The following is a 24,751-nucleotide window of genomic DNA, read 5'->3' on the forward strand; positions in this document are numbered from 1 at the left end:
AAACAACTCCAAAAACGATGAGGATGTCTTGTGACGGGAACTCAATCAACGCCGCTTAGGGCTTCCTTGTCGGCGCCCTGTCCTCACCCTGTGCGCCAGGTAAAGGGCAGCCCAAGAGACCACCGTGACCAGGGACTTCACGATGACGCCTCCCCTACTCGCTGGTACAGCTCCGTGACAGAAGCAGCCGCCGCGGCCAGCTCCGCGCGCACTTCGGGCGGCGATACGACCTCCAACGCGTCGGCGAACTGGAGCAGTTGACGCGCCTCGCGGACGACGCCGTAGGACAGCCGGGCCGTCACCCAGTCGTTCTCGCCGTCGTCCTCGGGGAGTTCGGCCAGCGAGGAGGCGTTGAGGCGCACGAACATGTCGAGGTGGGAGCGGCGGACGCGGACGGTGACGTCGAGTCCGCCGGGGCGTTCCTCGACCTGGCGGCGCAACTCCTCCCAGGCATGGGCGAGTTCGACACCCGGGCGGCGCTTCACCGGGTCGGGCAGGAGGGTGGCCGAGTGCACGCGGTCGGCGCGGAAGAGGCGGGGTCGCGCACGACGGTCGGCGACCAGGTACCAGACGCCGGCCTTGGAGACGAGGCCGTACGGGTCGACGGTGTAGGTGCTCGGTTCCCTGGCGCCGCTGTGCCGGTAGCGCAGTCGCAGGCGCCGGTCGGCGAAGACCGCGTCCTGCAACACGTCGAGGTCCACGGCGGGTTGGGGTCCGCCCTTCCAGCGGGTGGCGTCGACGAGGATGCGTCGGGAGGTCACCTCGGCGGCCGGGCGGTACGGCGCGGGCAGCGCGGCCATCACCTTGCGCAGCGCGGAGCCGAGCGCCGCGTCGAGGCCGAGTGCGGCGTGGGCGCCCTGCGCGGCCAGGATGAACAGGGCGCGCGACTCGTCGGCGGTCAGTCCCGTGACGTCCGTACGGAACCCGGCGAGCAGCTCGATCCCGCCGTGCCGCCCGCGCTCGGCGTACACCGGCACCCCGGAGGCGGACAGCGCCTCGACGTCCCGGTAGATGGTCCGCACCGACACCTCCAGCCGGTCGGCGAGTTCGTGCGCGGGGACGCGGCCCCGGGTCTGCAGGAGCAGCAGGATCGAGAGGAGTCTGTCGGCCTTCACACCCCCAGAGTCCACGGCCCGAAAACCTCGCGCAAATGTTGACGGAAACTGTCAGGTTATGGGTCCAGCATCGGAGCCATGAACACCAACGCGAACGACCCCCGCCCCCTGTACACCCGCGCCGCCGAGCAGGCCGCCGAGCTGATCAGGACGGTGGGACCGGAGCAGCTGTCCCTCCCCACCCCGTGCGCGGAGTTCGACGTACGGACCCTGCTGAGCCATCTCGCCGGCGGCGCCCACCGCATCGCGACCGTCGGCGAGGGCGGCGACGGCATGGCCGTACGCCCCTTCGTGGACGGCATCGACGACGACGGCTGGCCGGCCGCGTACGACAAGGCCCGCGTCCGGGTCGGGGACGCCTGGGCCGACGACACCCGCCTGGACGCGCTGGTCCGGGTGCCGTGGGGCGAGGCACCGGGCCGTATCGCACTCTCCGGCTATGTGATGGAGGGCGTCACCCACACCTGGGACCTCTCCGAGGCACTGGGCCACCCCATCCAACTCGACCCGGAGCTGGCCGAGTTCGCGCTGGCGATCGCCCGCCGGGTCCTCCCGGACGAACAGCGGGACGCCGACACCCCCTTCGACACGGCCCAGCCGGCACCCGAAGGAGCGGACGCCTACCGGCAGTTGGCAGCCTGGCTGGGCCGCAGGCCGCTCGACTGAGTCCGGCGCGGGCCGCGTGGCCAGCCGGTGGATCGAATGCGGCGTCACGAAGCTCACGACCCACACCTGGGACCCCAAAAGGCCGACACCTGCCAGCAGTTGGGACCGGGCTCGGACAAAAGCAGGCCAGCCGCCCGGTGGCGGCCACGGATCGAATACGGCGCCACGGAGCCCGCGGTCCGCACCTGTGCCCCGCCGATCGAGCCCGGCGCAGGCCGAGCGGTCGGCCGGGGCGCACCGCCGACCACGCGGCGGACACCCGGACCGCATGCCCGTCACGAAGAGCCCGGCCACACCCAAGACCCCGAAGCACCCTCACCAGGACGCAGCCGACACCCGATGAAGCCGCCCCTACCGGCAGTCGGCGGACCGGACCGAAACCCGCCGGCCGAGCCCGGCGCAGCCCGACCAGTCGGCCGGGGCGTACCACCTACCACGCGGCGGACACCCGGACCGCATACACGCCACGAAAAGCGCTGCCGCACTCAGGACCTCGGTGATCTCCCTCATCAGGACGCAGCCGACACCCGAAGAAGCCGCCCCCTACCAGCAGTTGGCGGCCCAGCTGGGGCGAATGTCAGGCAGCCACCTTGCTCACCATCGCCCGCCCAAGGGCGGCAGCGGCCGCCGGCCGAAACGGACCCCGAACCCCCCGAGTTCGCGCCCACTGCCCCGAAGTAGCCCTCCCCAGCCGGGCGTTGGCAGACCGGCCGGAGCGAAACTCCCTCAGCTCAGTCTCGCCCGCGCCAGCTGCCGTGACTGTGCCACCAGTCGGTCCCTGCTGTCCCAGACCTCCGCGTCCTCCTCCAGGAAGCCGCCGGCCAGGTTGCGGGTGGTGATGGAGATGCGGAGGGGGCCCGGGGCCGGGCGGGAGCGGACGTGGACCGTGAGTTCCACCGTGGGCACCCAGCCCTTGAGGCCGATCTCGAAGGCCGTCGGGGGGAGTGCGTCCACCGCGAGGAGGAGGGAGAGCGGGTCGGCGTCGCGGCCGTCCGCAAGGCCGAACCAGGAGCGCATCTCGCCCTTGCCGGAGGGGGCGCCCAGGGCCCAGCCGAGGGTGGACGGGTCGAGCTTGAGCATCAGGCGGTCGGCGATGGCCGAGCTGCCGGAGACCGGGGCGGGTCCGTCCTGCGGGCCGAAGCACTGGTCCATCGGCGGAAACACCGGCGGGCGGGCCGTCGTGCGGACGTCGTCCGGGAGGGCGTCCAGGTCGCCGTAGGAGGCGAGGACTCGGATGCGCTCGACCTCCGTGCCCTCTTCGTCGTACTGGAAGAGGGACGCCTGGCCGGTGGAGAGGGTGCGGCCGGTGCGGACGGTGTCCGTGCGGATGACCGCCGGGCCCGGTTGGGACGCCGTGAGGTAGTGCGCGGAGATCGTGAACGGGTCGTTGTGGGGTAGAGCGTCCGCCAAGGCGCGGCCCAGGACGGCTAGGAGGTAGCCGCCGTTGACTGCGCTGATGATCGTCCAGCCGGCTGAGAGGTCGATGTCGTAGACGCCCGGGGCGCGACGGGTGACCGCCGTGTCGCGGTCGAACTCGCTGTCGCCGATCGTGGCCCGCACGGGCGCCGGCGCGGATGCTGCTTCTGGCATGAATGAACCGTACAACAAGACATTACTAAGCGGTAGCTTTGGTGTTGCGGGTATATGAAAACACCGGCAATCCATCGGCCACCCGGGTGAGGAACCGGCAATTTCTTGGTAAGTGTCCGAACTCGTCCGTGACCCCGGGCCCTCGATCCCCCTCTTTGGGGACATGAGCCTCACCGGGACTCCGTTCCTCTACACCGCCGTCGTGCTGACGATCGTCGCCCTCATACTGCCGCTCGTGCTGTGGTCGCGGCTGCGCGGCCCCAAGGCCGTACGCGTGGCGGCGCGGGCCCTGATGCTGCTGTTCGCCCAGGCCACGGCCGTCACCCTGGTCTTCGTGATGGTCAACAACCAGAACAACCTGTACGACAACTGGGCCGACCTCCTAGGCACCGGCAACCACGTCCAGCAGGCCGCCGACCTCGGCAAGGACGGCACCGGCGGTATCGCGCTGAAACGGTTGCCCAAGGTCAGGCAGGCGTTCGCCCCGGCCAGGGGTCCCGGCATGAGCTCCGCGGGCCAGGTTGAGGTCACCCAGCTCAAGGGCCGGGTGTCGGGCGTGAACGCCGAGGTCTACGTGTGGACCCCGCCGCAGTACAAGGAGGCGGCCTACCGCCACAAGAAGTTCCCGGTCGTGGAACTGCTGCCGGGCTGGCCCGGCTCGGCGAAGGCCTGGTTCGGGTCGATGCACGTGACCCAGCAGTTGGAGCCGCTGATGAAGAGCGGACGGATCGCGCCGTTCATCCTGGTCGCGCCGCGCTACAACCTGCTGGCCGGGGTGGACACCGGGTGCGCCAACATCCCCGGCACGGTCAACGCCGACACTTGGCTCAGCATCGACGTACCGAAGATGGTCACGGACAACTTCCGCGCCCAGCCCGCGCCGAAGGGCTGGGGGGTCGCCGGTTACTCGGCCGGCGCGCACTGCGCGGTCAAGCTCGCCGTCGCCCACCCCGACCGCTACCAGGCCGCGGTGAGCATGTCCGGCTACAACGACCCGATCGGCGAGCGCAACTCGCTGGCCGCGCAGAACGTGGCCCTGCGCGAGGCGAACAACCCCTACCTGCTGCTCAAGAAGGCGGCGACGCCACCGCCGATCGCGATGTACCTCTCCGGCGAGTCCGGCGACGGCTACCAGGCGGGCGTGGCCCTCGAACAGATCGCGAAGGCACCGACGAGCGTGCACGTGGTGTTCCTGCCGCGCAGCGACGGCGGGCACACCATGGCCCTCTGGCGACCGCAGGTGAAGACGGTGTTCCGCTGGCTGACCCTGGAGCTGGGCCAGAACCACCCCAAAATCACGAAGTCGGGGTCTGATCCTCTCGGACATTCGACCGCCGGTTCCACGCGCGAGGCGCTCGCCAGTGGAACCTCATCGCGAGCAGGCGCAACACGAAAGCGGTGACGACCGCGAGCCCGCTGGTGAACGGGCCCACCAGGTCGTAGCGGATGCACAGGGCGATCATGGTGGCGCCGACGATCGCGGGGACCGCGTACAGGTCGCGGTCCCAGCGCAGCAGGGACGGGGTCTCGTTGGCCAGCACGTCCCGCAGCACACCGCCGCCGACGGCGGACCCGAGGCCGAGGGCCACCGAGGAGGTCAGGCCGAGCCCGTAGTCGTACGCCTTCACCGTGCCGGTGACGCAGAACAGGCCGAGGCCGGCCGCGTCGAAGACGTTGACCCCGAACTGGATCCGCTCCACCTGCGGGTGGAGGAAGAAGACGAGCAGGGCGGCGAGGAACGGAGTGAGGAAGTACCCCAGGTCCGTGAAGGCGGCCGGGGGCACCGCCCCGATGACGAGGTCCCGGAAGACCCCTCCGCCCAGCGCGGTGACCTCGGCGAGCACGGCGATGCCGAACACGTCGAAGTTCTTGCGGACGGCCAGCAGCGCGCCGGAGATGGCGAACACGAAGATGCCGACGAGGTCGAGCGTGTGCTGGACGGAGGGACTGAACAGTTGCTGAAGCACCCCACATTGTTACCCGTGGGTCGTTACAGGGTGGGCTTGCCCGTCGTGTACAGCCAGGTCTGGAACAGGTCGTCGAGCTGCTGGCCGCTGATCTTCTCGGCGAGCTTGATGAACTCGGCGGTGCTCGCGTTGCCGTAGCGGTGCAGCTTCGTCCAGGTCGGCAGCAGCTTGAAGAACGCGGTGTCGCCGATGCGTTCACGCAGCATCTGGAGGGTCATCGCGCCGCGCTGGTAGACGGCGGAGGAGAACATGGTGTCGCGCTGCGGGTCGGCAACCGTGATCTGCCAGAAGGCGGCGTCGGCCGGACGGGAGTTGTACCCGGCCAGGAACGAGTCGTGCGCCGAGCGGGTGCCCTGGTGCTCGGCCCACAGCCACTGCGCGTAGGTCGCGAAGCCCTCGTTGAGCCAGATGTCCTTCCAGTGCGCGACCGACACGGAGTCGCCGAACCACTGGTGGGACAGCTCGTGCACGATCGTCGACTCGCTGCGCACGGCCGAGTAGGCGGGCTTGCTCTGCACCTCCAGCGAGAACCCGGCCTCCGGCATGTCGTCGACGATCGCGCCGGTCTCCTCGAAGGGATACGGCCCGAAGACCTGCGACCAGTAGTCGGTGGCGGCGGCCGTCACGGCGTACACGTCGACGCTGTTGCTGTTGGCGAGGACGGGGTCGATGGCGACGTAGATCGGGGTTCCGCCGGGGGTCGTGCCCGTCTTGACGTCGAACTTCCCGATGGTGGCGGTCGCGAGGTAGGTCGCCATGGGCTTCGACTCGCGCCAGTGGGTGTACGTCGAGTCGCCCTTGTCGTACGTCGAGACGAGCCGGCCGTTGGAGACGCCGGTCAGGCCCTTGGGGGCCTTGATGCGGATGTCGTAGGTGGCCTTGTCGGAGGGGTGGTCGCTGGACGGGAACCAGGTGGAGGCGGCGTTGGGTTCGCAGGCGACGAAGACTCCGTCGGTGGTCTTCATCCAGCCGTAGTCGGAGCCGAACACGATGGGGCCGTTGAGGGGTTCGGGCACTCCGCCGTAGGTGACGGTGACCGTGAAGTCCTTGCCCTTGCGGAGGGAGTCCTTCGGGGTGATGCGCAGTTCGTCACCGGTGCGGGTGAACTGGGCCTGTCTTCCGTTCACTTGGACCTCGGTGACCTCCAGCTTCTGGAGGTCCAGGTCGAAGGAGGAGAGGTTCTGGGTGGCGCGGGCGGTGAGGGTCGTACGGCCGTCGAGGCGGTCGGTGTCGGGGTTGTAGGCGACGTCCAGGGTGTAGTGCCGGGCGTCGAAGCCGCCGTTGCCGAGCTGGGGGAAGTAGCTGTCGCCGATTCCGTCGGCGCCGGGGGTGGGGGCGGAGGAGGCGGCTATGACAAGAAAAGAGGCCGCCGCTGTCGCGAGGGCCCCTAAACGTGCCGAACGGGAGAGTGCCATGAGTCGTCCCTTCGGGGTGCGTTTCCGATCAGTCGGACACGCTCGACTCTGCACTCCCCCGTATCGACATGGACATGACTTTACCAACTTGTCATGCCCTACTGGTCGGTTGACTCCTGATCGCCCGGTTCCGCTTCCGGTTCCGCGGAGTCGTCCGCTGCCACGGAGCCGGTGGGCTCGCCGGCCTCGGCGGCCTCTTCGGAGAGCGTGGCCGCCACCGCCGCCGACGTCTCCGCCGACTCCAGCAGCGCCGTCTCGCCGAGCAGCTTCTCGGCTTCCTTCGCGACCGACAGCAGGACCGTGTCCTGCGGAGCCTGGTCCGCGAAGTTCTCCGGGTGGTGGCAGGCGACCTGCTGGCCGGGCTGCAGCTCCAGGAGCGGCGGCTCGGTCGTCGTGCAGATCTGCGTCGCCTTCCAGCACCGGGTGTGGAACCGGCAACCGGTCGGCGGCGAGATCGGCGAGGGCACATCCCCCTGGAGCAGGATGCGGTCGCTCTTCGCGTTCTTCCGCCGCGGGTCCGGGATCGGCACCGCCGACATCAGCGCCTTGGTGTACGGGTGCATCGGCGCCTTGTACAGGGCCTCGCGGTCGGCGAGTTCGACGATCTTGCCGAGGTACATCACCGCGATACGGTCCGAGACGTGCCGGACGACCGAGAGGTCGTGCGCGATGATCACGTACGTCAGGCCGAGTTCCTTCTGGAGGTCGTCCAGCAGGTTCACCACCTGCGCCTGGATCGACACGTCGAGCGCCGACACCGGCTCGTCCGCCACGACCAGCTTCGGGTTGAGCGCGAGCGCGCGGGCGATGCCGATGCGCTGACGCTGACCGCCGGAGAACTCGTGCGGATAGCGGTTGTAGTGCTCGGGGTTGAGCCCGACCACCTCCAGCAGCCGCTGCACTTCCTTCTTGACCCCGCCCTCGGGATCGACGCCCTGGAGCTTGAAGGGAGCGCCGACGATCGTGCCGATGGTGTGGCGCGGGTTCAGCGACGAGTACGGGTCCTGGAAGATCATCTGCATGTCGCGGCGCAGCGGACGCATGCCGCTCACCCCGAGGTGCGTGATGTCCTTGCCCTGGAACTCGACCTTTCCGCCGGTCGGCTCCAGGAGCCGGGTGATCAGCCGGCCCATCGTCGACTTGCCGCAGCCCGACTCGCCCACGACACCCAGCGTCTCGCCGGACCTGACCTCGAAGTCGAGGCCGTCGACCGCGTGCACGGCGCCGACCTGCCGTTGCAGCAGGCCCTTCTTGATCGGGAAGTGCTTCTGCAGTCCGGTGACCTTCAGCAGGACCTCGCCGGGGGCGGGGTCCTTGGTGAGGGTCGCGCCCTGCTTCTGGGGCTCGTCGGACTGCGCGGGAGTCGTCACCGCTTTCTCGTCGTCACTCACAGCTTCGGCGCAATCTCTTCGGTCCAGATACGCTCCCGCTGTTCCTTGCCCAGGTGGCAGGCGGCCCAGTGCCGGTTGCCGACCTCGGCCAGCTCGGGGCGGACGGTGCGGGTGACGTTGTCCTTCGGGAGGTCCGCGTACGGGCAGCGCGGGTTGAAGGCGCAGCCGGACGGGATGTTGATCAGCGAGGGCGGGGAGCCCTTGACCGGGATCAGCCGCTCCTGCTGCTCACGGTCGAGCCGCGGCATCGAGCCGAGCAGGCCCCAGGTGTAGGGGTGCCGGGGCTCGTAGAACACGTCCTCGGCCGGGCCGCGCTCCACACAACGGCCGCCGTACATCACCAGGATGTCGTCGGCCAGTTCGGCCACGACGCCCAGGTCGTGGGTGATGACGATGACCGCGGAGCCGAACTCCTTCTGCAGGTCTCGGATGAGGTCGAGGATCTGCGCCTGGACGGTCACGTCCAGGGCGGTCGTCGGCTCGTCCGCGATCAGCAGTTCGGGGTTGTTGACCAGCGACATCGCGATCATCGCGCGCTGACGCATACCGCCGGAGAACTCGTGCGGGTAGCTGTCCACACGCTTGTCCGGCTGCGGGATGCCCACCCGGTCGAGCATCTCGACCGCGCGACGCTTGGCGGTCTTCTTGTCGACGTCGTGGTGGATCCGGTACGCCTCCACGATCTGCGCGCCGATCGTGTAGTACGGGTGCAGCGCCGACAGCGGGTCCTGGAAGATCATCGACATCTGACGGCCGCGCAGCTTGCGCACGTGGTCCGGGTCGGCGGACAGCAGCTCGGTGCCGTCCAGCCAGATCTCGCCGGAGATCTGCGCCTTGCGCTTGCCGTACTGGCCGGCGGTGTGCAGGCCCATGATGCCGAGCGAGGTCACCGACTTGCCGGAGCCGGACTCGCCCACGATGCCGAGGGTCTTGCCCTTCTCCAGCGAGAAGCTGAGCCCGTCGACGGACTTGACCAGGCCGTCGTCGGTCGGGAAGTGCACCTTGAGGTCGCGGACTTCGAGGAAGGCCGTGGGCGCGGGAGAGGCGTCCGTGGGTTCGCCCACGGCGGCCCCGCTCTTGCTGAGTTCCGTCATGAGAGCCTCACTCGGGGGTCGATCACGGCGTACAGGATGTCCACCACGAGGTTGGCGAGAAGCACCGCGAGAGAAGTGATCAGGGTGACACCCAGGATGATGGGCAGGTCCTGGTTCTTGATGGCGGTGAGTACCGCCTGACCGAGGCCCGGCAGGCTGAACGTCGTCTCGGTCAGGATGGCGCCGCCGATGAGAGCACCGAGGTCCATGCCGAGCATGGTCAGGATCGGCGTCATCGTGGAGCGCATGGCGTGCTTGCCGATGACGACCTGTTCCTTGAGGCCCTTCGCGCGTGCCGTCCGGATGTAGTCCTCACCGAGGATCTCCAGCATGGTGGCGCGGGTGATGCGGGCGTACATAGCGGCGTAGAGGAAGGCGAGGGTGATCCAGGGCAGGATCATGCCGCCGAGCCAGCCGGAGAAGCTCTGGTCCAGGGGCACGTACTGGCCGTTGATCCATTTCAGCCCGTAACTGAAGACCGCCAGCGAGAGCAGGCCCGTGAAGTAGATGGGGAGGGACACACCACCGAGTGCGACCACCATGGCGGTCCGGTCCCAGATGGTGCCCCGCTTGAGCGCGGAGAGCACACCCGCCGCGACACCGAAGACCAGCCACAGCACGGCGGCACCGAGCGCGAGACCCAGGGTCACCGGGAAGCGGTCGGTCAGCACCGGCCATACGGACTGCTCGCTACGGAAGGAGTAGCCGAAGCACGGCGCGGCGCAGTGGGTGACGTCACCGCCGGCCGAGTAGGTGCGGCCGACGAAGATGCCCTTGAAGAAGTGCCAGACCTGCACGAAGATCGGGTCGCTCAGACCCAGCTTCTCCCGCACCGCCTCGACGGCATGAGGGTCGGCCTGCTTGCCCACGAAACTCGTGGCGATGTCCACGCCCGCCCACTTGGGGACGAGGAAGAAGATGCTGAAGACCACCAGGATGATGACGACCAGCATCACTACGGCGGCGAACAGCCGCCTGATGAGGTAAGCGAGCACAGCTAACGGCCCGCCGCGGGACCGTGGGCCTCCGGAGGTCTTCCGGTGGCCCACGGTCCCGCCGCGCCGGCCTTCACCTGCCTTTCGTGCCGTACGGCGGGTGTGCCGGGATTACTTCGTGGACTTCAGACCGATGTTGACGAAGTCGTAGTAGCCGCTGTACGCGTTCGTCGTGTAGACGTTGGCGATACGCGAGGAGCGCCAGTTCAGGAGTCGCTCGAAGGTGAAGGGCAGGTAGTACGCGCCCTCGCTGACCTTGTGGTTGATCTCCGTGGCGAGCTGCGTCTTCTTCGCCTCGTCCAGCGTGGTGTTGTACTGGTCGAACAGCCCGTCGATCGTCTTGTCCTTGATCAGAGCGAAGTTGTTGTTACCGCTCTGCAGGATGTAGTTGCTGCTCCACAGCGGGATGCCGTAACCCTGGACGGTCGGGAAGTCCGGACCCCAGCCCATGATGATGATGCCGAGCTTCTTCTTCGCGACGTTCGAGGGAGAGCCGATGATGCCCGAGCTCTGCGAACCGTCGTACTGGTAGATGTCGGCCTGGATTCCGACCTTCTTCAGCGCCTCCTGCAGCGACGTGGCCGTGGCCACCTCCTGCTGCTTGTTGTTGCGGACGGCGATGGTGGTCTTGAAGCCGTTCGGCTGACCGCAGGCCGTCAGCGCCTTCTTGGCCAGGTCGTCGTTGCCGTTCTTGTTGGCACCGGCGATCCCGTACGGGTCGTACTTCTGGCCCTCGCTACCGGCGATCGACGGCGGGAGCATGTTGGTACCGATGTCACCACCGGCGATCGGGCCACCGCGCGCGGTCTGCAGCGACACGTGGTCGGCCGCGTAGATGACGGCCTTGCGGCACTCGATGTTGTCGAACGGCTTGACGTTCTGCGGGAAGACCGCGTAACGGATGAAGCCGGAGACCGGGTTGTCCAGGTTGGCCTTGTGCTGCTTCAGGGCGATGGTGCGGCCCTGCGGACCCAGACCCGTCTGGCCGGCGTCGATGTCGTAGTCGCCGTTGATCAGGCGCTGGTCCATGTCGGACTGGTTCGAGGAGATCGTCAGCGAGATCGTGTCCGGGTACGCCTTGCGCACCGGGTCCGACGACGCCTTCCAGTTGGTGTTGCGGACCAGCACCAGCTTCTTGCCGGGGCTGTACGACTGGAACTTGTACGGACCGGAGGAGAAGGGGTGCAGCGTGTACTTCGCCTTGGTGTCCTTGTCCTGGCGGACCGGGGACGCCGTGACCATGGCGAGGACCTGCTTGAAGTCGGAGTTCGCCTTCGGCAGGTGGAAGACGATCGTCTTGGCGTCGGGCGTGGAGATCGCCTTCAGGCCGAGCTTGTCCTTCGAGGTGTCCTTGTACGGACCCTTGTAGGTGCCCTTGGGGTCGAGCATCTGCTGGAGGTAGATCGGACCGCCGGACAGCACGTCCTGCGCCCAGACGCGCTCGATGCCGTACTTGATGTCCTGGGAGGTGATGGCCTTGCCGTCCTCCCAGGTGCTCCCGTCCCGCAGGTGGAAGGTGTAGGTCTTGCCGTCGGCCGAGACCTGCCCCATGTCAGTGGAGAGGTCGGGCGTGAGCTCGGTGCCCGCGGCACCCGGCTCGGTCTTGTAGGTGAGCAGCTGACGGCTGTAGTACCGCGAGAAGTCCCACATGAAGCCGTAGTAACCGCGCGTGGTGTCCCAGAAGTCGGCGTCCTGGGCGGAGACGAACTTCAGCTCGCCGCCCTTCTTGACCAGCGAGGCCTGGGCGACCTTGTTGTTCGCCGCGTCGAAGCCTGCGGCGCCGGTCTTCGAACCGCCGTCGTCGCTGTTGCCGCCGCCGCACGCTGCCAAGGCCAGCATGCCGGCGACCGCGGCAGCAGCGGCAAACGCCTGCTTACGCCGCCCTGAGGTGCGTTGGGTAGTCACGATCTCGGATCCTCCGGATTTGATGAGAGACCCCGTGTAGATGGCACGGGAGGCTTGGGGTAAGGCGGTTCAGCGGGAACCCTTCGGGTCCAGCGCGTCCCGCACGCCGTCGCCGAGGAGGTTGAAGGCCAGAACGGTGATGAAGATCGCCACGCCGGGGACGACCATGTACATGGGGTCCGAGTCGTAGTAGTCGATCGCGGTGGAGAGCATCTGCCCCCAGGAGGACGTGGGCGGCTTGACGCCCACACCCAGGAAGCTGAGTGCCGCCTCGGTGAGGATGTTGGTGGGGATCATCATCGTCGTGTACACGATGATCGGCGCGACCAGGTTGGGCAGCAGTTCCTTGAACAGGATGTAGAAGCGCCCGGCGCCCAGCGAGCGAGCGGCCTCGACGTACTCGCGCTCACGCATCGAGAGGGTCTGTCCGCGCACCACGCGCCCGATGTACGGCCAGCCGAAGAAGCCGATGACCAGGATCATCACGAACACACGCACGTTGGACCCGCTCAGGCCCAGCATCTCGTTCGGCATCACCGAGACCAGCGCGATGATGAAGAGCAGCTGCGGGAAGGCCAGGAGGCCGTCCATGACACGGCTGATCGTCGAGTCGACCCAGCCGCCGAAGAAGCCGGCCAGGATGCCGAGAACCGTGCCGAGCACGACGGCGACGATCGCGGACAGGAAGCCGACGAGGAGCGAGATCCTGGAGCCGTAGAGGATCCGCGCGAAGATGTCGCGGCCGTTGACGGGCTCGACGCCCAGCAGGTGGTCGCCGCTGATGCCGCCCAGCGACCCCTTGGGGGTGCCGAACAGCGGGTCGATCAGGCTCTCGTGGAAGGTGTCCGGATCCTGCCCGATCAGGTTGGCGATCACCGGGGCGAGAACTGCGACCAGAATGAGGACGAGCACGACAATGCCGCCCGCGAGGGCGAGTCTGTCGCGCTTGAGGCGCTCCCAGGCGATCCGGCCCAGGGAACGTCCCTGCACGGCCTTGTCGCCAGCGGTCGCAGCCGCCGCTTCTTCGGCCGCGCTCGGGGCCGCTTCCGCGGTCGGCTCGTGCAATGGTGCCGTCATCTGGCAGGGACCCCTCTCAACCGGCGGTAGCCGGCCCACACTTGCCGCTGTGGCGGCATGATCAGTCCGTCGTACATCGGGGCGAACGGCCCCTGGTGCGGGAGTCTTCAACGCTTTGGTGATCTGCTGCCAGACTTGGCGGTGAATGGATGCGTAAACGTGATGCGGGCTGGAGGGTTCCGTTATACGGACAACGGGTAACGCCTCCCGGACGCCGGGCAGTTGGGACAGAACACCGGTTCGGCGCCAATTAGGGCACCTGACCGCGATCTACGCGCGAAGAAATGTGTCGTCGACGTAAAATCTGCGGAGAAGCAGGGAAGAGGACTCGCCAGGTCAGTATCCACCACGGACGGGTAGGTAGCCGTACCCACCCGCCTGTGGCGGGCGCCGCGTGGGCCTCACGGTCGTAGAACGGGCGGGCGTTCGCCCGCAGCCAGAGCGCGACCGGGTCGTACTCGTCGGGCATCGCCACGGTCGACACCGGCAGCCCGTCCGGGACCACGCCGATGGACTGCTGCATCATCGCGCGCACCGAGTCCACGGCGGGCGGACTGGTGTCGTAGACATCCAGACCGATCGCCAGATACGGCGCCCCGAGCGCGGGCCGCGCTTCAGGCCGGTGGCGAACCGGCGCAGGTCGAGCCAGGAGATGCCGACGCTGCCACCCGAGACGTGCGAGCCCGTCGGGCAGGACACCCCCATTGCCGTCTTCGTGGCCCCCAGCACCGATGGAACCACGAGATGATCGACACCAGGGACATCGACCTCCACCTCGGACCGGATGTCGGCAAGGGCGAACACCCCGGCAGGGAAGAAGACCTTCGACCGTAGACCGCCCAGCAGCGAACCAAAGCTCCGCGAAGTCTCGGCCGAGCTGCAAGCCAGGCACGGCACCCTCCTCGCCCCTGCCCTCGTCGACCAAGTGGCATCGATCGGGGCACTGTCGCCGGCAATCGCACGTGACCTGGGCTGCCATGTCGCCCACCTGCCCGGATCAACGATGCGGCGTAGCCTCTCCAACCGGCCGCGCGGCGCCTGTTCACACAGGTCCACCCGCACCTGGAACGAGTCATCGGTCCGCGCATGCAGCACCCGGCCGTCCTCAGAATGCTGGACCAGTTCGGCTCACCGGCACCGATCCGCAAGGCCGGACGCCGACCACCGGTCACTCTGATCCACCCGAAGGCACCCCGCCTGGCCGAGCGTCTGATCGACGACGTCTTCACCGCACTGGACGAGCAGACCGTCCCACCCGCAGCTCCGGGTCCTCGACCGCGGCGAACAACCCTCCAGACGGGGAAACAAACAGGTCAAGCGGGCCTTCTACCTCTCCGCGTTCGTCGCACTGTCCGACCTGGCCTCCCGCACCTACTACGCGGAAGATCGCCCAGGGCAAGCACCACGTCCACGCTCTCCTCCGCCTCACCCGACGCCGAGCCGACATGCTCTTCGCGATGCTCCGCGACGGCACCTCCTACCACCCACCCCAACCACCCCTTGACCAAAGTCATAGGGGCACCCCACCAAGGGCCGACCGCGCGACCGACCCGGCAGTGCACGCCCCAGCAGCACGCGAGGCCAGGCGGCGTGATGCACGTCACACCACGAACCGCGATGTCCAGTTCACGACAAGAAGCCGCCTTCCTCCCGACCCACAGGACGGACATCAGAGACATTCCCCGAGCCATGCCATATCGAGGGAAAGCGGAATTTGAGCGTCGCTTGAGGGTGGCCGCCGGGAAGAGTTCGAATCCGCTTGCCACCTTTTATTTTCGCCCGATAGCTTCTTCTCCATCGGCGGAGAGCAATCTGCTCGCCGCTCAGGAATTGCCGGGCGACAGACAACATGACACGCCGTCCGACAAGCCGAGAAACGGGGAAACACGAATGTCACTTCGCGTGAAGAGAACCACCCATTCGGCAATTGCTCTGGCTGCCATCATGATGGGCGCGGTCGCCATGGCCCCTGCCGCCAGCGCGGCGGCATCCGGCTCGAACAGTCCGATGTCCTGCCCGGGCGGAGAAATCACGTACACGGTCAAGAAGGCGGGCAAGCCGTACTACTCGGCGATCGGCGACCGCGTTGGCGCGTACAACAGCAGTTCGTCCAAGGCCACGCTGAACTACACCCTGGCCTTCAGCACAGTACGCCAGACCTCCCACACCTTCTCGGTAGGCGTGAGTCTTGACTGGGAGATCAAAAAGATCATGAAGATCAAGGTCGACGGCAGCTACGCGTACAACGTGACCAAGTCGACCAAGAAAGACAACAGCGTCTCCTTCGCCCTGCCGGTAGCCGGCCATTACTACGGATACGTCCAGCCGAAGGTCCAGTACACACCCTTCACCACCACCAAGTGGGTGGAGAAGGCGAACTGCAGCGTGGTGAAGGTGAAGTCGAACACCGTGCACGCCATCACCGCATACCCGATTTTCGCCTCGTGCCAGAGCAAGAACGAATCCTGCACTCCGACTCCGAAGTAAGAGACTCGTGATGGTCTAAGCGCGCGTCAGAAACACCGATTGGGCCCGCTCTGTTTCAAAGAGCGGGCCCAATCGTTTTCACGGTCGCGACAGACGCGTCCGCCGACGAATCAGTACCGCGGAGGCGGATAGCCATATCCACCCGGCGTCGACACCTGAGCGGGCGCCGCGTGGGCCTCACGGTCGTAGAACGGGCGGGCGTTCGCCCGCAGCCAGAGCGCGACCGGGTCGTACTCGTCGGACATCGCCACGGTCGACACCGGCAGCCCGTCCGGGACCACGCCGATGGACTGCTGCATCATCGCGCGCACCGAGTCCACGGCGGGCGGACTGGTGTCGTAGACATCCAGACCGATCGCCAGATACGGCGCTCCGAGCGCGGGCTGCACCCAGGCGCGGCGGAGGGTGCGGACCGCCGGGGTGCGGTGGGCGTTCTGCGTGAGCAGGGCGTAGAACTGCGAGACGTCGATCGCCGGCTCCGACAGCCTGAGCGGTCCCGCGGGCTGGCGCTCCAGGCCGGTGGCGATCCGGCGCAGGTCGAGCCAGGGGATGCCGAGGCCGCCGCCGGGGGCGTGCGGGTTGAGCCAGAGTCCGAAGTGGTCGGGGTAGAGGGTGCGGGCCACGTCCAGGCCGTCGACCACCTCGTACGAGCGGTTCCAGCCGCTGGCCGACAGCTCCTGGGCGGAGGTGACGCAGGGGGCGTAGCCGTACCTGTCGACCTGCATGTTTCCGTACTGGGCGTCCGGGGAGCCGGACTGGCCGTGCCACAGGAGCATCCAGATCTGACCGGAGTGGGGGGTCGCGAGCGCGCGCAGGAGCGCCTCGTAGGCGTCGTAGCGCCCGGGCGTCACCTGGCGCAGCATGTGCTCGACCTGGCCGGTCGCGGTGCGGCTGCCGCTGGCGCTCAACGTGTACCGCCCCCTTCTGGTTGGTTGCCCTGCGTTGGAGACCAGCTTAAGCGCCCAATGGGTGGGGGCCGGGTCTCCGTTGGCGAGTGCAGGACGCGTGTGGCTGGGTGCGCCCACGCGGCGGAGCCGCAAATCGACACAGCCCCGCGCCCCTGGGGGGTGGCCCCTAGGCCGACTTCCTAGTGACCCTGTGTATAGAAAGGACGTACCGTCTGCCTCATCCAGTCCGCTACCGGGTCTTGCGTTACGTCCAAGAGGACCAGGTTGACCTGCCATTGCACCGTCACCTGTCCCAGCGCTCGGGCCAGGGCGTCCATCGGGGCCGCTCTCAGGTCGCCGTCCCAGTTGGTCAGTTCGACGCCCACGAACATCACCGGGTCGGCCGTCTCGATCGCGGCCAGGCAGCGGCGGGCCGTGCCGACCACGCCGATGGCGGCGAACTCCGCGGAGGCCGCGGCGAGGAAGTCGACCGGGTCGTCCTGCCAGTCGGGCTCGAAGAGGCGGACGCGGCCACCGCTCGTGGGACCGTCGAGGGCGGTACGGCCGATGCGGCAGAGCTCGGCCACGGCAGGCGGCGGGAGGGGTACGCCGACCACGCCGTCCGGGTTCACCGCGATGCCCACCTGCGGGGGCAGCCCGCGGGCGAACTCGACCGCGGGCGCGATCGTGAACGACAGATGCGTGCCGACGACCTGGCGGAACTGCTCCTCGGAGCTGAAGACCGGGACGTACGCCTGCCCGTCGATCTCCAGCGTGGGCAGGTCCAGTGGGCCACTCATCGGGCCGCCGCCGCTGGGCAGCGGGATCCAGATGAAGCTGCGGCCGAGCACCTCGATGATCCGGCCGCCGGCCGAGGGCAGGCCCAGGGAGACCGAGAGCACCTCCTCCAGCTCGTTGCCGGGCCATCCGCCGTGCGGATGGGGGTGGGGGTACGCCTGTCCGGGGAAGTCCGCCGGGAAGTCCATCTACCTACCGCCTGCTGGTCAAACCGCCTGCTGTAACCCTGCTGTGGCTGAAAAGGCTAGCGGCTCAGTCCGCGAAGTCGATCCGGCGCAGCACGTCCGCCGCGTCCCGGTCCAACAGGACCGCCGAGCCGACGCCCCGCGGCAGGTCGCCGCGCTCCACGGCGCGCAGCAGCCGGGCGGCTGCCCGGCGGTGGCGCAGGAACGCGTACCGCGAGACTCCGCGTCCGCGCTCGCGCTGGCCGTCGAGCGCGGTGTCCGGGCTGACGTCGAGGAACACCAGGTGCAGGGTGCCGCCGCGACGGCGGGCCGCGCGGGCCAGCCAGCCGCGCACCCAGGACTGGGTGCCGCAGTCGTGCACGACGGCGCCGGACGCGGAGCGCAGGGTGCGGTGCAGTCCGGCGTAGTGCGCGAGCCGGACCAGGGGGCGGTAGATCGCGTACGGGAGAATGCCGGACATCCGGGCGTCCCAGTGGTCGCGGGTGTCCTGGCTGTCGACGCGGATGCCGTTGCCCGCCACCGCTCGGCGCATCAGCGTGGACTTGCCGCTGCCGGGCAGGCCGGTGACCACGACCAGGTCGCGGGGGCCGAAGCGCAGACCGTGCGGACTGTGCCCGGCGCGCTCGCGCAGGTCGCGGACGACCGGTGCCGGCCGGACCGGACACGCCTCCCGGGCCGGGGCCGCGGGCTGCCTGGGCAGCGCGACGGCCGAGGTCGTGGCGTACACCGTGGTCCTTGTCACCGTGATCGTCCTCCCTGCGGGGTCAGGAAAGGTTCTCCCCACTGAACGTAAAGAGAAGGTAATGCACGGTGTCTCGCAGTTCAGTTCGGTTCCGGCCACAGGCCTGTTACAAAGGCTGTGCGATGATGTGCCCGCCAACTGCATACCGGCCGCTTGAATCCGCGCGGGAGAGTCCCCAGTCGTACGTCTTCTGGGGCGCCGAAGGAGCAAGTCCCTCCCTTGAATCTCTCAGGCCCAGTTACCGCGCGGGCGAGGCACATCTGAAAAGCGGACCGCCCGCCCGGCGGTCCCACCCAAGGTGCAACCCGTGACCCGTGCGGTCATGGCGAACCTCTCAGGTCCCGATGACAGATGGGGAGGAACGACCTCGCCGTCATGCCTTGGGAGACCGACCGATGAGCAGTAACGCCCCCCGTCGTACCGCGCTCGACGCGCTGCACCGCTCGCTCGGTGCGACGATGACCGACTTCGCCGGCTGGGACATGCCACTGCGCTACGGCTCCGAGCGCGACGAGCACCTCGCCGTCCGCACCAAGGCCGGCCTCTTCGACCTCTCCCACATGGGCGAGATCACGGTCACCGGGCCGCAGGCCGCCCAACTCCTCAACTACGCCCTCGTCGGCAATATCGCCTCCGTGGGCGTCGGCCGCGCCCGCTACACGATGATCTGCCGGGCCGACGGCGGCATCCTCGACGACCTGATCGTCTACCGGCTCGCGGAAACCGAGTACATGGTGGTGGCCAACGCGTCCAACGCCCAGGTTGTCCTGGACTCGTTGGTGGAGCGTGCCGCCGGCTTCGACGCCGTCGTCCGCGACGACCGTGACGCGTACGCCCTGCTCGCCGTCCAGGGTCCCGAGTCCCCCGGCATCCTCAAGTCGCTCTCCCCCAGAGTCTCGACTTCGCTCGATCCGGGAGGTGCCCCCATCGCCGACCTCGACGGCCTGAAGTACTACGCCGGTCTACCCGGCACAGTCGCGGGCGTCCCCGCGCTGATCGCCCGCACCGGCTACACCGGCGAGGACGGCTTCGAACTGTTCGTCTCCCCCGCCGACGCGGAGAAGCTGTGGCTGGCGCTGACCGAGGCCGGGGCGTCGGTCGGGCTGATCCCGTGCGGGCTGTCCTGCCGCGACACCCTGCGTCTGGAGGCGGGCATGCCGCTGTACGGCCACGAACTGTCGACCTCCCTCACCCCGTTCGACGCCGGGCTCGGCCGGGTCGTGAAGTTCGAGAAGGAGGGCGACTTCGTCGGGCGTACGGCCCTGGAGGCAGCCGCCGAGCGCGCCGCCTCGCAGCCGCCGCGCGTCCTCGTCGGGCTCGTCGCCGAGGGCCGCCGGGTCCCGCGCGCCGGGTACTCCGTGGTCGCCGACGGCAAGGTGATCGGCGAGGTCACCTCCGGCGCCCCCTCCCCCACGCTGGGCAAGCCGATCGCCATGGCCTACGTCGACGCCGCGCACTCGGCGCCGGGTACGGCCGGTGTCGGCGTGGACATCCGGGGCAGTCACGAGCCGTACGAGGTCGTGGCGCTGCCGTTCTACAAGCGCCAGAAGTGAAGGCGTCGTAGCGTCGTAGAGCCTCGTCGGTGACGTCGGGCGCATCGGCCCCGTTCGCCGACGCCTTCCGCAGTCCCCCTCTTTCACCCCATTCATCAGCACTCCCCCGCGTACAGGAGAATTCAGGCCATGAGCAACCCCCAGCAGCTGCGCTACAGCAAGGAGCACGAGTGGCTGTCGGTCGCCGAGGACGGCGTCTCGACGGTCGGCATCACCGAGTTCGCGGCCAACGCGCTCGGCGATGTCGTCTACGCCCAGCTCCCCGAGGTCGGCTCCACGGTGATCGCGGGCGAGTCCTGCGGTGAGCTGGAGTCGACGAAGTCGGTGTCCGACCTGTACTCGCCCGTCGGCGGCGAGGTCACCGAGATCAACGAGGACGTGGTGAACGACCCGTCGCTGGTGAACTCGGCCCCCTTCGAGGGGGGTTGGCTGTTCAAGGTGCGCGCCTCGGAGGAGCCGGGCGACCTGCTCTCCGCCGACGAGTACACCGCGTTTTCCGCCGGCTGAGGAGTCGTACACCTGATGTCTGTTCTGAACACGCCCCTGCACGAGCTCGACCCGGACATCGCCGCGGCCGTCGACGCCGAGCTGCGCCGGCAGCAGTCCACGCTGGAGATGATCGCCTCGGAGAACTTCGCTCCGGTCGCGGTCATGGAGGCGCAGGGCTCGGTCCTCACCAACAAGTACGCCGAGGGCTACCCGGGCCGTCGTTACTACGGCGGCTGCGAGCACGTCGACGTGGCCGAGCAGATCGCGATCGACCGGGTCAAGGAGCTGTTCGGCGCCGAGTACGCCAACGTGCAGCCGCACTCGGGCGCCTCCGCGAACCAGGCCGCCCTGTTCGCGCTGGCCCAGCCCGGCGACACCATCCTCGGCCTGGACCTGGCGCACGGCGGCCACCTGACCCACGGGATGCGGCTGAACTTCTCCGGCAAGCAGTTCGACGTGGTCGCCTACCACGTCGATCCGCAGACCGGCCTGGTCGACATGGCCGAGGTCGAGAAGCTGGCCAAGGAGCACCGCCCGAAGGTGATCATCGCGGGCTGGTCGGCGTACCCGCGCCAGCTGGACTTCGCGGAGTTCCGCCGGATCGCGGACGAGGTCGAGGCCTATCTGTGGGTCGACATGGCGCACTTCGCGGGCCTGGTGGCCGCGGGTCTGCACCCGAACCCGGTGCCGTACGCCGATGTCGTCACGTCCACCACCCACAAGACGCTGGGCGGCCCGCGCGGCGGGATCATCCTGGCGAAGCAGTCCTTCGCGAAGAAGCTCAACTCCTCCGTCTTCCCCGGCTTCCAGGGCGGTCCGCTGGAGCATGTGATCGCCGCGAAGGCGGTCTCCTTCAAGGTCGCGGCGAGCGAGGACTTCAAGGAGCGGCAGCGGCGTACCGTGGAGGGTGCGCGGCTGCTGGCCGAGCGCCTCGTCCAGGACGACGTGAAGGCCGTGGGCGTCGACGTCCTGTCGGGTGGTACGGACGTGCACCTGGTCCTGGTCGACCTGCGGAACTCCGAGTTGGACGGGCAGCAGGCCGAGGACCGGCTCCACGAGGTCGGCATCACGGTCAACCGGAACGCCGTCCCGAACGACCCGCGGCCCCCGATGGTGACGTCCGGCCTGCGCATCGGCACGCCGGCGCTGGCGACCCGCGGCTTCACGGCCGAGGACTTCGCCGAGGTCGCGGACGTCATCGCCGAGACGCTGAAGGCGCCCTCTCCCTTCGGGGAGGCCGACGTGGAGGGCCTGAAGGCCCGCGTGACCGCGCTGGCGGAGAAGTACCCGCTGTATCCCGGGCTGTAGCAGCCCACCGGGGGCGCCGCGCACACTGGAAGGTGTGCGCGGACCCCCACCCCTTGCATCACCTTGTTTGTCCTGCGCGTTCTGAGGAGTCACCGTGGCCATCTCGGTCTTCGACCTGTTCTCGATCGGCATCGGCCCGTCCAGCTCCCACACGGTCGGCCCGATGCGGGCGGCCCGCATGTTCGCGCGCCGGCTGCGCAACGAGGAGTTGCTGGACTCCGTCGCCTCGGTCCGCACCGAGCTGTACGGCTCGCTCGGCGCAACCGGCCACGGGCACGGCACCCCCAAGGCGGTGCTGCTCGGCCTGGAGGGCGAGTCGCCGCGCACGGTGGATGTGGAGGGGGCCGATGAACGGGTCGAGCGGATCAGGGAGTTGGGCCGCATCCGGCTGCTGGGGGAACACGAGATCCCGTTCTCCTTCGACAACGACCTGAAACTGCACCGCCGAAAAGCCCTCCCGTACCACGCGAACGGCATGACGCTGTGGGCGTTCGACGCGGCGGGCGAGGAGCTGCTGTCCAAGACGTACTACTCGGTGGGCGGCGGTTTCGTCGTCGACGAGGAGGCGGTGGGCGCCGACCGCATCAAGCTGGACGACACGGTCCTCAAGTACCCGTTCCGCACGGGCGACGAGCTGCTGCGCCTCACGCAGGAGACCGGTCTGTCGATCTCCGCGCTGATGCTGGAGAACGAGCGGGCCTGGCGTACGGAGGACGAGATCCGGGCCGGGCTGCTGGAGATCTGGCGCGTGATGCAGGCGTGCGTGTCGCGGGGCATGTCGAGGGAGGGCATCCTGCCCGGCGGCCTCCGGGTCCGTCGCAGGGCGGCCATGTCGGCACGCCAACTCCGGGCGGAGGGCGACCCGTTGGCGCACGCGATGGAGTGGATCACGCTCTACGCGATGGCGGTGAACGAGGAGAACGCGGCGGGCGGGCGCGTGGTCACCGCCCCCACGAACGGCGCCGCCGGCATCATCCCGGCCGTCCTGCACTACTACATCAACTTCGTGCCGGGCGCGGACGAGGAGGGCGTGGTCCGCTTCATGCTCTCGGCCGGCGCGATCGGCATGCTCTTCAAGGAGAACGCCTCCATCTCCGGCGCCGAGGTCGGCTGCCAGGGCGAGGTCGGGTCGGCGTGCTCGATGGCGGCGGGTGCCCTGGCCGAGGTCCTGGGCGGCAGCCCCGAACAGGTCGAGAACGCGGCCGAGATCGGCATGGAACACAACCTCGGCCTCACGTGTGACCCCGTCGGCGGCCTGGTCCAGATCCCCTGCATCGAACGCAACGGCATGGCGGCGGTGAAGGCGGTGACCGCGGCGCGGATGGCGATGCGGGGGGACGGGTCGCACAAGGTGTCCCTCGACAAGGTCATCAAGACGATGAAGGAGACGGGGGCGGACATGAGCGTGAAGTACAAGGAGACGGCCCGGGGTGGGCTTGCGGTGAACATCATCGAGTGCTGAGGAGTGGGGCCTGAGCAGCGCGTTCGTGTCTTTCAGCGCTGTCAGGGCCTTCTCTGCTTACGCGGCGGAAAGTCCCTGGGATGTCCTACGAGACCACGAGGATGTATCAAATCGATCCCCTAAGGCCATCACAGGGGTACCATTCGATACATGAGTGCTGCGGAGACCTCACGCCTGGAGCAACGACTGACCGGCCTCGCCCCCACGTTCACGACGGCACAGGCACGTCAGGTCCTGCTCTCCCCCCGTGATCTGGCGTCCTTGGTCGCAGCGGGAGAGATAGACGAACTCTCCCGGGGGGTCTATCGGCGGGCAGACGCACCGGAGACCGCGCACGCAGATCTGCTTGCTGTGTGCGCACGGGCTCCGCGTGCCGTCGTATGCGGTGAGTCCGCCCTGGCACTGCATGAACTCATCGACGACATCCCTACAGCGGTACACATCGCCGTGCCGCGCGGTACCCGCCGTCCCACGATTTCCTACCCGCCTACCGTAGTGGCGCAGTACGTCCCGACGACCTTCGCCCTCGGCGTCGAACGATTCGAAGCAGCCCCGGGAGAAACCGTCCCCGTGTACAACGCCGCCCGCAGCGTCGTCGACGCGATGCGCCACCGCAGCCGCATCGGCGAGACCCTCGCCCTGTCCGCGCTCGGCCGCTATCTGCGCCGGGGCGGACGCCGTAACGTCGGCGAACTCCAGGACATCGCACGCGAGTTGGGTGCTCTCTCCGTCATCCGCCCTGCCGTTGAGGCGGTGCTCGCCTGATGGCCAACCCTGCGCGTGACACCACCGCCGGCCGCGTCTACAACGACCTACGCAACCTGGCCCGACGCACCAGCCGGTCAACAGACGAGATCATGGTCGAGTACGTCCTCGAACGCTTCCTCTACCGCCTGGCTGCGTCACCCCTCGGCCGCGAACACTTCGTACTCAAGGGCGGCCTGCTCCTCGCCCAGTTCGGCGCCCGCCGGATGACCCGCGACATCGACATCCTCGGCCGCTCATTCCCGGGCACCGAAACCGAGATCGTCCACAGGATCGGGGCCATCGCCGCTACCGAGATCGACGACGGAGTCGTATTCGATCCCGCGACACTCAAGACCGTGCCCATCCGCGAGGAGGACGAGTACCACGGTCTGCGTCTGTCCATGGCCGCGTCCGTCGCCCGAGCCCGACTCAAGCTCCAACTGGATGCCAGCTTCGGCGACCCCCGTCACCCCTGGATCTCAGACCATCAACTACCCGCAGCAAGTCAGCACGGAAAGCTTCCAGCTCTTCGGCTACCCGCTCGCTACCGTCATCGCAGAGAAGCTCTCCACCGCCGTCTCACTCGGCGATCTCAACAACCGCGACCTCAGCGAACGTCGCCAGACCTCGTACATCGCCTGGCGCCGTCGGCAGGGTCCTGCGGCAACTGACTTCCCCGAACGCTTCGTTGACGTCGTCCGGCAGGTCACCGCCTTCGCCGACGTCCTCCTCAACGACGACACCGCGAACCGCACACGGAGTGCGGCAACCCTCACATGGCCGTGAAACAGGCCTGGCCGACCGGCCAAGCCTTCGAATTCGACCCCGATGCGGACGGATTACCAGGCCACGAGTGATCCTGTTACGTGATGGCCGCC

At 68.3% G+C, this 24,751-nt stretch carries 21 protein-coding genes, 3 pseudogenes and 1 riboswitch; of the genes and pseudogenes, 11 read left to right on the plus strand and 13 right to left on the minus strand.

All coding sequences use genetic code 11. The features are described 5' to 3' along the window. Positions 1–137: 137 nt before the first annotated feature. Positions 138–1,115, minus strand: coding sequence for a YafY family protein (locus AB0I69_RS19815; protein ID WP_363096922.1), 978 nt, complete (start codon positions 1,113–1,115; stop codon positions 138–140). A 78-nt stretch (positions 1,116–1,193) separates the two neighbouring features. Here AB0I69_RS19815 and AB0I69_RS19820 point away from each other — a divergent pair, with 78 nt between their 5' ends. Further along, positions 1,194–1,781, plus strand: a complete 588-nt coding sequence (locus AB0I69_RS19820; protein WP_363096923.1) for a TIGR03086 family metal-binding protein — start codon at positions 1,194–1,196, stop codon at positions 1,779–1,781. 726 nt (positions 1,782–2,507) lie between these two features. Here AB0I69_RS19820 and AB0I69_RS19825 read toward each other — a convergent pair. Beyond that, positions 2,508–3,371 (minus strand): thioesterase family protein, encoded by an 864-nt coding sequence (locus AB0I69_RS19825; protein WP_363096924.1) that lies wholly within the window; start codon positions 3,369–3,371, stop codon positions 2,508–2,510. 163 nt (positions 3,372–3,534) lie between these two features. Between AB0I69_RS19825 and AB0I69_RS19830 the strand changes: the two genes are divergently transcribed. Then, the gene (locus AB0I69_RS19830; protein WP_363096925.1) at positions 3,535–4,773 is read left to right on the plus strand and encodes an alpha/beta hydrolase-fold protein; all 1,239 of its coding nucleotides are present in this window, start codon (positions 3,535–3,537) and stop codon (positions 4,771–4,773) included. On the opposite strand, the gene AB0I69_RS19835 is transcribed toward AB0I69_RS19830, so the two are convergent. From AB0I69_RS19835 to AB0I69_RS19870, 8 genes and pseudogenes are all read right to left on the minus strand, one after another. Then, complete coding sequence (locus AB0I69_RS19835; protein WP_363096926.1) at positions 4,667–5,338, minus strand: trimeric intracellular cation channel family protein; 672 nt, start codon at positions 5,336–5,338, stop codon at positions 4,667–4,669. The two genes, AB0I69_RS19830 and AB0I69_RS19835, sit on opposite strands and share 107 nt — an antisense overlap. Before the next feature lie 23 nt (positions 5,339–5,361). Further along, on the minus strand, positions 5,362–6,753 hold the full coding sequence (locus AB0I69_RS19840) for a M1 family metallopeptidase (RefSeq protein WP_363096927.1): 1,392 nt from the start codon (positions 6,751–6,753) through the stop codon (positions 5,362–5,364). A 98-nt stretch (positions 6,754–6,851) separates the two neighbouring features. Continuing rightward, the gene (locus AB0I69_RS19845; protein ID WP_363096928.1) at positions 6,852–8,144 is read right to left on the minus strand and encodes a dipeptide ABC transporter ATP-binding protein; all 1,293 of its coding nucleotides are present in this window, start codon (positions 8,142–8,144) and stop codon (positions 6,852–6,854) included. Beyond that, positions 8,141–9,238 (minus strand): ABC transporter ATP-binding protein, encoded by a 1,098-nt coding sequence (locus AB0I69_RS19850; RefSeq protein WP_363096929.1) that lies wholly within the window; start codon positions 9,236–9,238, stop codon positions 8,141–8,143. The genes AB0I69_RS19845 and AB0I69_RS19850 overlap by 4 nt, the downstream gene beginning before the upstream one ends. Next, positions 9,235–10,233 carry an ABC transporter permease gene (locus AB0I69_RS19855; protein ID WP_363096930.1) on the minus strand — a complete coding sequence of 333 codons (999 nt, stop codon included), beginning with the start codon at positions 10,231–10,233 and terminating at the stop codon, positions 9,235–9,237. Before AB0I69_RS19855 ends, AB0I69_RS19850 begins: the two co-directional genes overlap by 4 nt. Positions 10,234–10,344: 111 nt before the next feature. After that, entirely contained in the window at positions 10,345–12,138 is a 1,794-nt protein-coding gene (locus AB0I69_RS19860) for an ABC transporter substrate-binding protein (RefSeq protein ID WP_363096931.1), read from the minus strand. A gap of 69 nt (positions 12,139–12,207) precedes the next feature. Next, complete coding sequence (locus tag AB0I69_RS19865) at positions 12,208–13,215, minus strand: ABC transporter permease (protein WP_363096932.1); 1,008 nt, start codon at positions 13,213–13,215, stop codon at positions 12,208–12,210. Positions 13,216–13,551: 336 nt separating this feature from the next. After that, positions 13,552–13,884: pseudogene (locus AB0I69_RS19870) on the minus strand (enhanced serine sensitivity protein SseB C-terminal domain-containing protein); the annotation flags it as partial. Between the two features lie 75 nt (positions 13,885–13,959). Between AB0I69_RS19870 and AB0I69_RS19875 the strand changes: the two are divergent. Both AB0I69_RS19875 and AB0I69_RS19880 read left to right on the plus strand, forming a co-directional pair. Continuing rightward, a pseudogene (locus AB0I69_RS19875) lies at positions 13,960–14,702 on the plus strand (hypothetical protein); the annotation flags it as partial. Between the two features lie 244 nt (positions 14,703–14,946). Next, positions 14,947–15,702, plus strand: a complete 756-nt coding sequence (locus tag AB0I69_RS19880) for a hypothetical protein (RefSeq protein WP_363096933.1) — start codon at positions 14,947–14,949, stop codon at positions 15,700–15,702. Positions 15,703–15,812: 110 nt separating this feature from the next. On the opposite strand, the gene AB0I69_RS19885 is transcribed toward AB0I69_RS19880, so the two are convergent. The 3 genes from AB0I69_RS19885 to AB0I69_RS19895 form a co-directional block, all read right to left on the minus strand. Further along, positions 15,813–16,610 (minus strand): enhanced serine sensitivity protein SseB C-terminal domain-containing protein, encoded by a 798-nt coding sequence (locus AB0I69_RS19885; RefSeq protein ID WP_363096934.1) that lies wholly within the window; start codon positions 16,608–16,610, stop codon positions 15,813–15,815. Positions 16,611–16,789: 179 nt separating this feature from the next. Then, the gene (locus AB0I69_RS19890) at positions 16,790–17,575 is read right to left on the minus strand and encodes an enhanced serine sensitivity protein SseB (protein ID WP_363096935.1); all 786 of its coding nucleotides are present in this window, start codon (positions 17,573–17,575) and stop codon (positions 16,790–16,792) included. 64 nt (positions 17,576–17,639) lie between these two features. After that, complete coding sequence (locus AB0I69_RS19895) at positions 17,640–18,320, minus strand: AAA family ATPase (RefSeq protein ID WP_363097121.1); 681 nt, start codon at positions 18,318–18,320, stop codon at positions 17,640–17,642. 148 nt (positions 18,321–18,468) lie between these two features. Then, a riboswitch (glycine riboswitch) is annotated at positions 18,469–18,568 on the plus strand. A gap of 141 nt (positions 18,569–18,709) precedes the next feature. Between AB0I69_RS19895 and gcvT the strand changes: the two genes are divergently transcribed. The 7 genes and pseudogenes from gcvT (at position 18,710) to AB0I69_RS19930 (ending at position 24,659) form a co-directional block, all read left to right on the plus strand. Continuing rightward, positions 18,710–19,867 (plus strand): glycine cleavage system aminomethyltransferase GcvT, encoded by a 1,158-nt coding sequence (gene gcvT / locus AB0I69_RS19900; protein ID WP_363096936.1) that lies wholly within the window; start codon positions 18,710–18,712, stop codon positions 19,865–19,867. A gap of 129 nt (positions 19,868–19,996) precedes the next feature. Further along, a complete protein-coding gene (gene gcvH, locus AB0I69_RS19905; RefSeq protein ID WP_363096937.1) occupies positions 19,997–20,374 on the plus strand; it encodes a glycine cleavage system protein GcvH in 378 nt (125 codons plus the stop codon). Between the two features lie 15 nt (positions 20,375–20,389). Continuing rightward, complete coding sequence (glyA, locus tag AB0I69_RS19910) at positions 20,390–21,664, plus strand: serine hydroxymethyltransferase (RefSeq protein ID WP_363096938.1); 1,275 nt, start codon at positions 20,390–20,392, stop codon at positions 21,662–21,664. 94 nt (positions 21,665–21,758) lie between these two features. Continuing rightward, entirely contained in the window at positions 21,759–23,126 is a 1,368-nt protein-coding gene (locus AB0I69_RS19915; protein WP_363096939.1) for an L-serine ammonia-lyase, read from the plus strand. 150 nt (positions 23,127–23,276) lie between these two features. Further along, a complete protein-coding gene (locus AB0I69_RS19920; protein ID WP_363096940.1) occupies positions 23,277–23,891 on the plus strand; it encodes a type IV toxin-antitoxin system AbiEi family antitoxin domain-containing protein in 615 nt (204 codons plus the stop codon). Positions 23,892–23,983: 92 nt separating this feature from the next. Further along, a pseudogene (locus tag AB0I69_RS19925) lies at positions 23,984–24,310 on the plus strand (nucleotidyl transferase AbiEii/AbiGii toxin family protein); the annotation flags it as partial. A 7-nt stretch (positions 24,311–24,317) separates the two neighbouring features. Next, a complete protein-coding gene (locus AB0I69_RS19930; protein WP_363097134.1) occupies positions 24,318–24,659 on the plus strand; it encodes a hypothetical protein in 342 nt (113 codons plus the stop codon). Positions 24,660–24,751 lie beyond the last annotated feature (92 nt).

The sequence above is a fragment of the Streptomyces sp. NPDC050508 genome, from assembly GCF_040655155.1.
Classification (GTDB): Bacteria; Actinomycetota; Actinomycetes; order Streptomycetales; family Streptomycetaceae; genus Streptomyces.

Excerpts from the sequence above, each read along its gene's own strand:
- AB0I69_RS19920 (WP_363096940.1), top strand. The coding sequence starts at position 23,277 with ATGAGTGCTGCGGAGACCTCACGCCTGGAGCAACGACTGACCGGCCTC.
- gcvT (WP_363096936.1), top strand. The coding sequence starts at position 18,710 with ATGAGCAGTAACGCCCCCCGTCGTACCGCGCTCGACGCGCTGCACCGC.
- AB0I69_RS19820 (WP_363096923.1), top strand. The coding sequence starts at position 1,194 with ATGAACACCAACGCGAACGACCCCCGCCCCCTGTACACCCGCGCCGCC.
- AB0I69_RS19865 (WP_363096932.1), bottom strand. The coding sequence starts at position 13,215 with ATGACGGCACCATTGCACGAGCCGACCGCGGAAGCGGCCCCGAGCGCG.
- glyA (WP_363096938.1), top strand. The coding sequence starts at position 20,390 with ATGTCTGTTCTGAACACGCCCCTGCACGAGCTCGACCCGGACATCGCC.
- AB0I69_RS19850 (WP_363096929.1), bottom strand. The coding sequence starts at position 9,238 with ATGACGGAACTCAGCAAGAGCGGGGCCGCCGTGGGCGAACCCACGGAC.
- AB0I69_RS19890 (WP_363096935.1), bottom strand. The coding sequence starts at position 17,575 with ATGGACTTCCCGGCGGACTTCCCCGGACAGGCGTACCCCCACCCCCAT.
- AB0I69_RS19825 (WP_363096924.1), bottom strand. The coding sequence starts at position 3,371 with ATGCCAGAAGCAGCATCCGCGCCGGCGCCCGTGCGGGCCACGATCGGC.
- AB0I69_RS19930 (WP_363097134.1), top strand. The coding sequence starts at position 24,318 with ATGCCAGCTTCGGCGACCCCCGTCACCCCTGGATCTCAGACCATCAAC.
- AB0I69_RS19840 (WP_363096927.1), bottom strand. The coding sequence starts at position 6,753 with ATGGCACTCTCCCGTTCGGCACGTTTAGGGGCCCTCGCGACAGCGGCG.
- gcvH (WP_363096937.1), top strand. The coding sequence starts at position 19,997 with ATGAGCAACCCCCAGCAGCTGCGCTACAGCAAGGAGCACGAGTGGCTG.
- AB0I69_RS19830 (WP_363096925.1), top strand. The coding sequence starts at position 3,535 with ATGAGCCTCACCGGGACTCCGTTCCTCTACACCGCCGTCGTGCTGACG.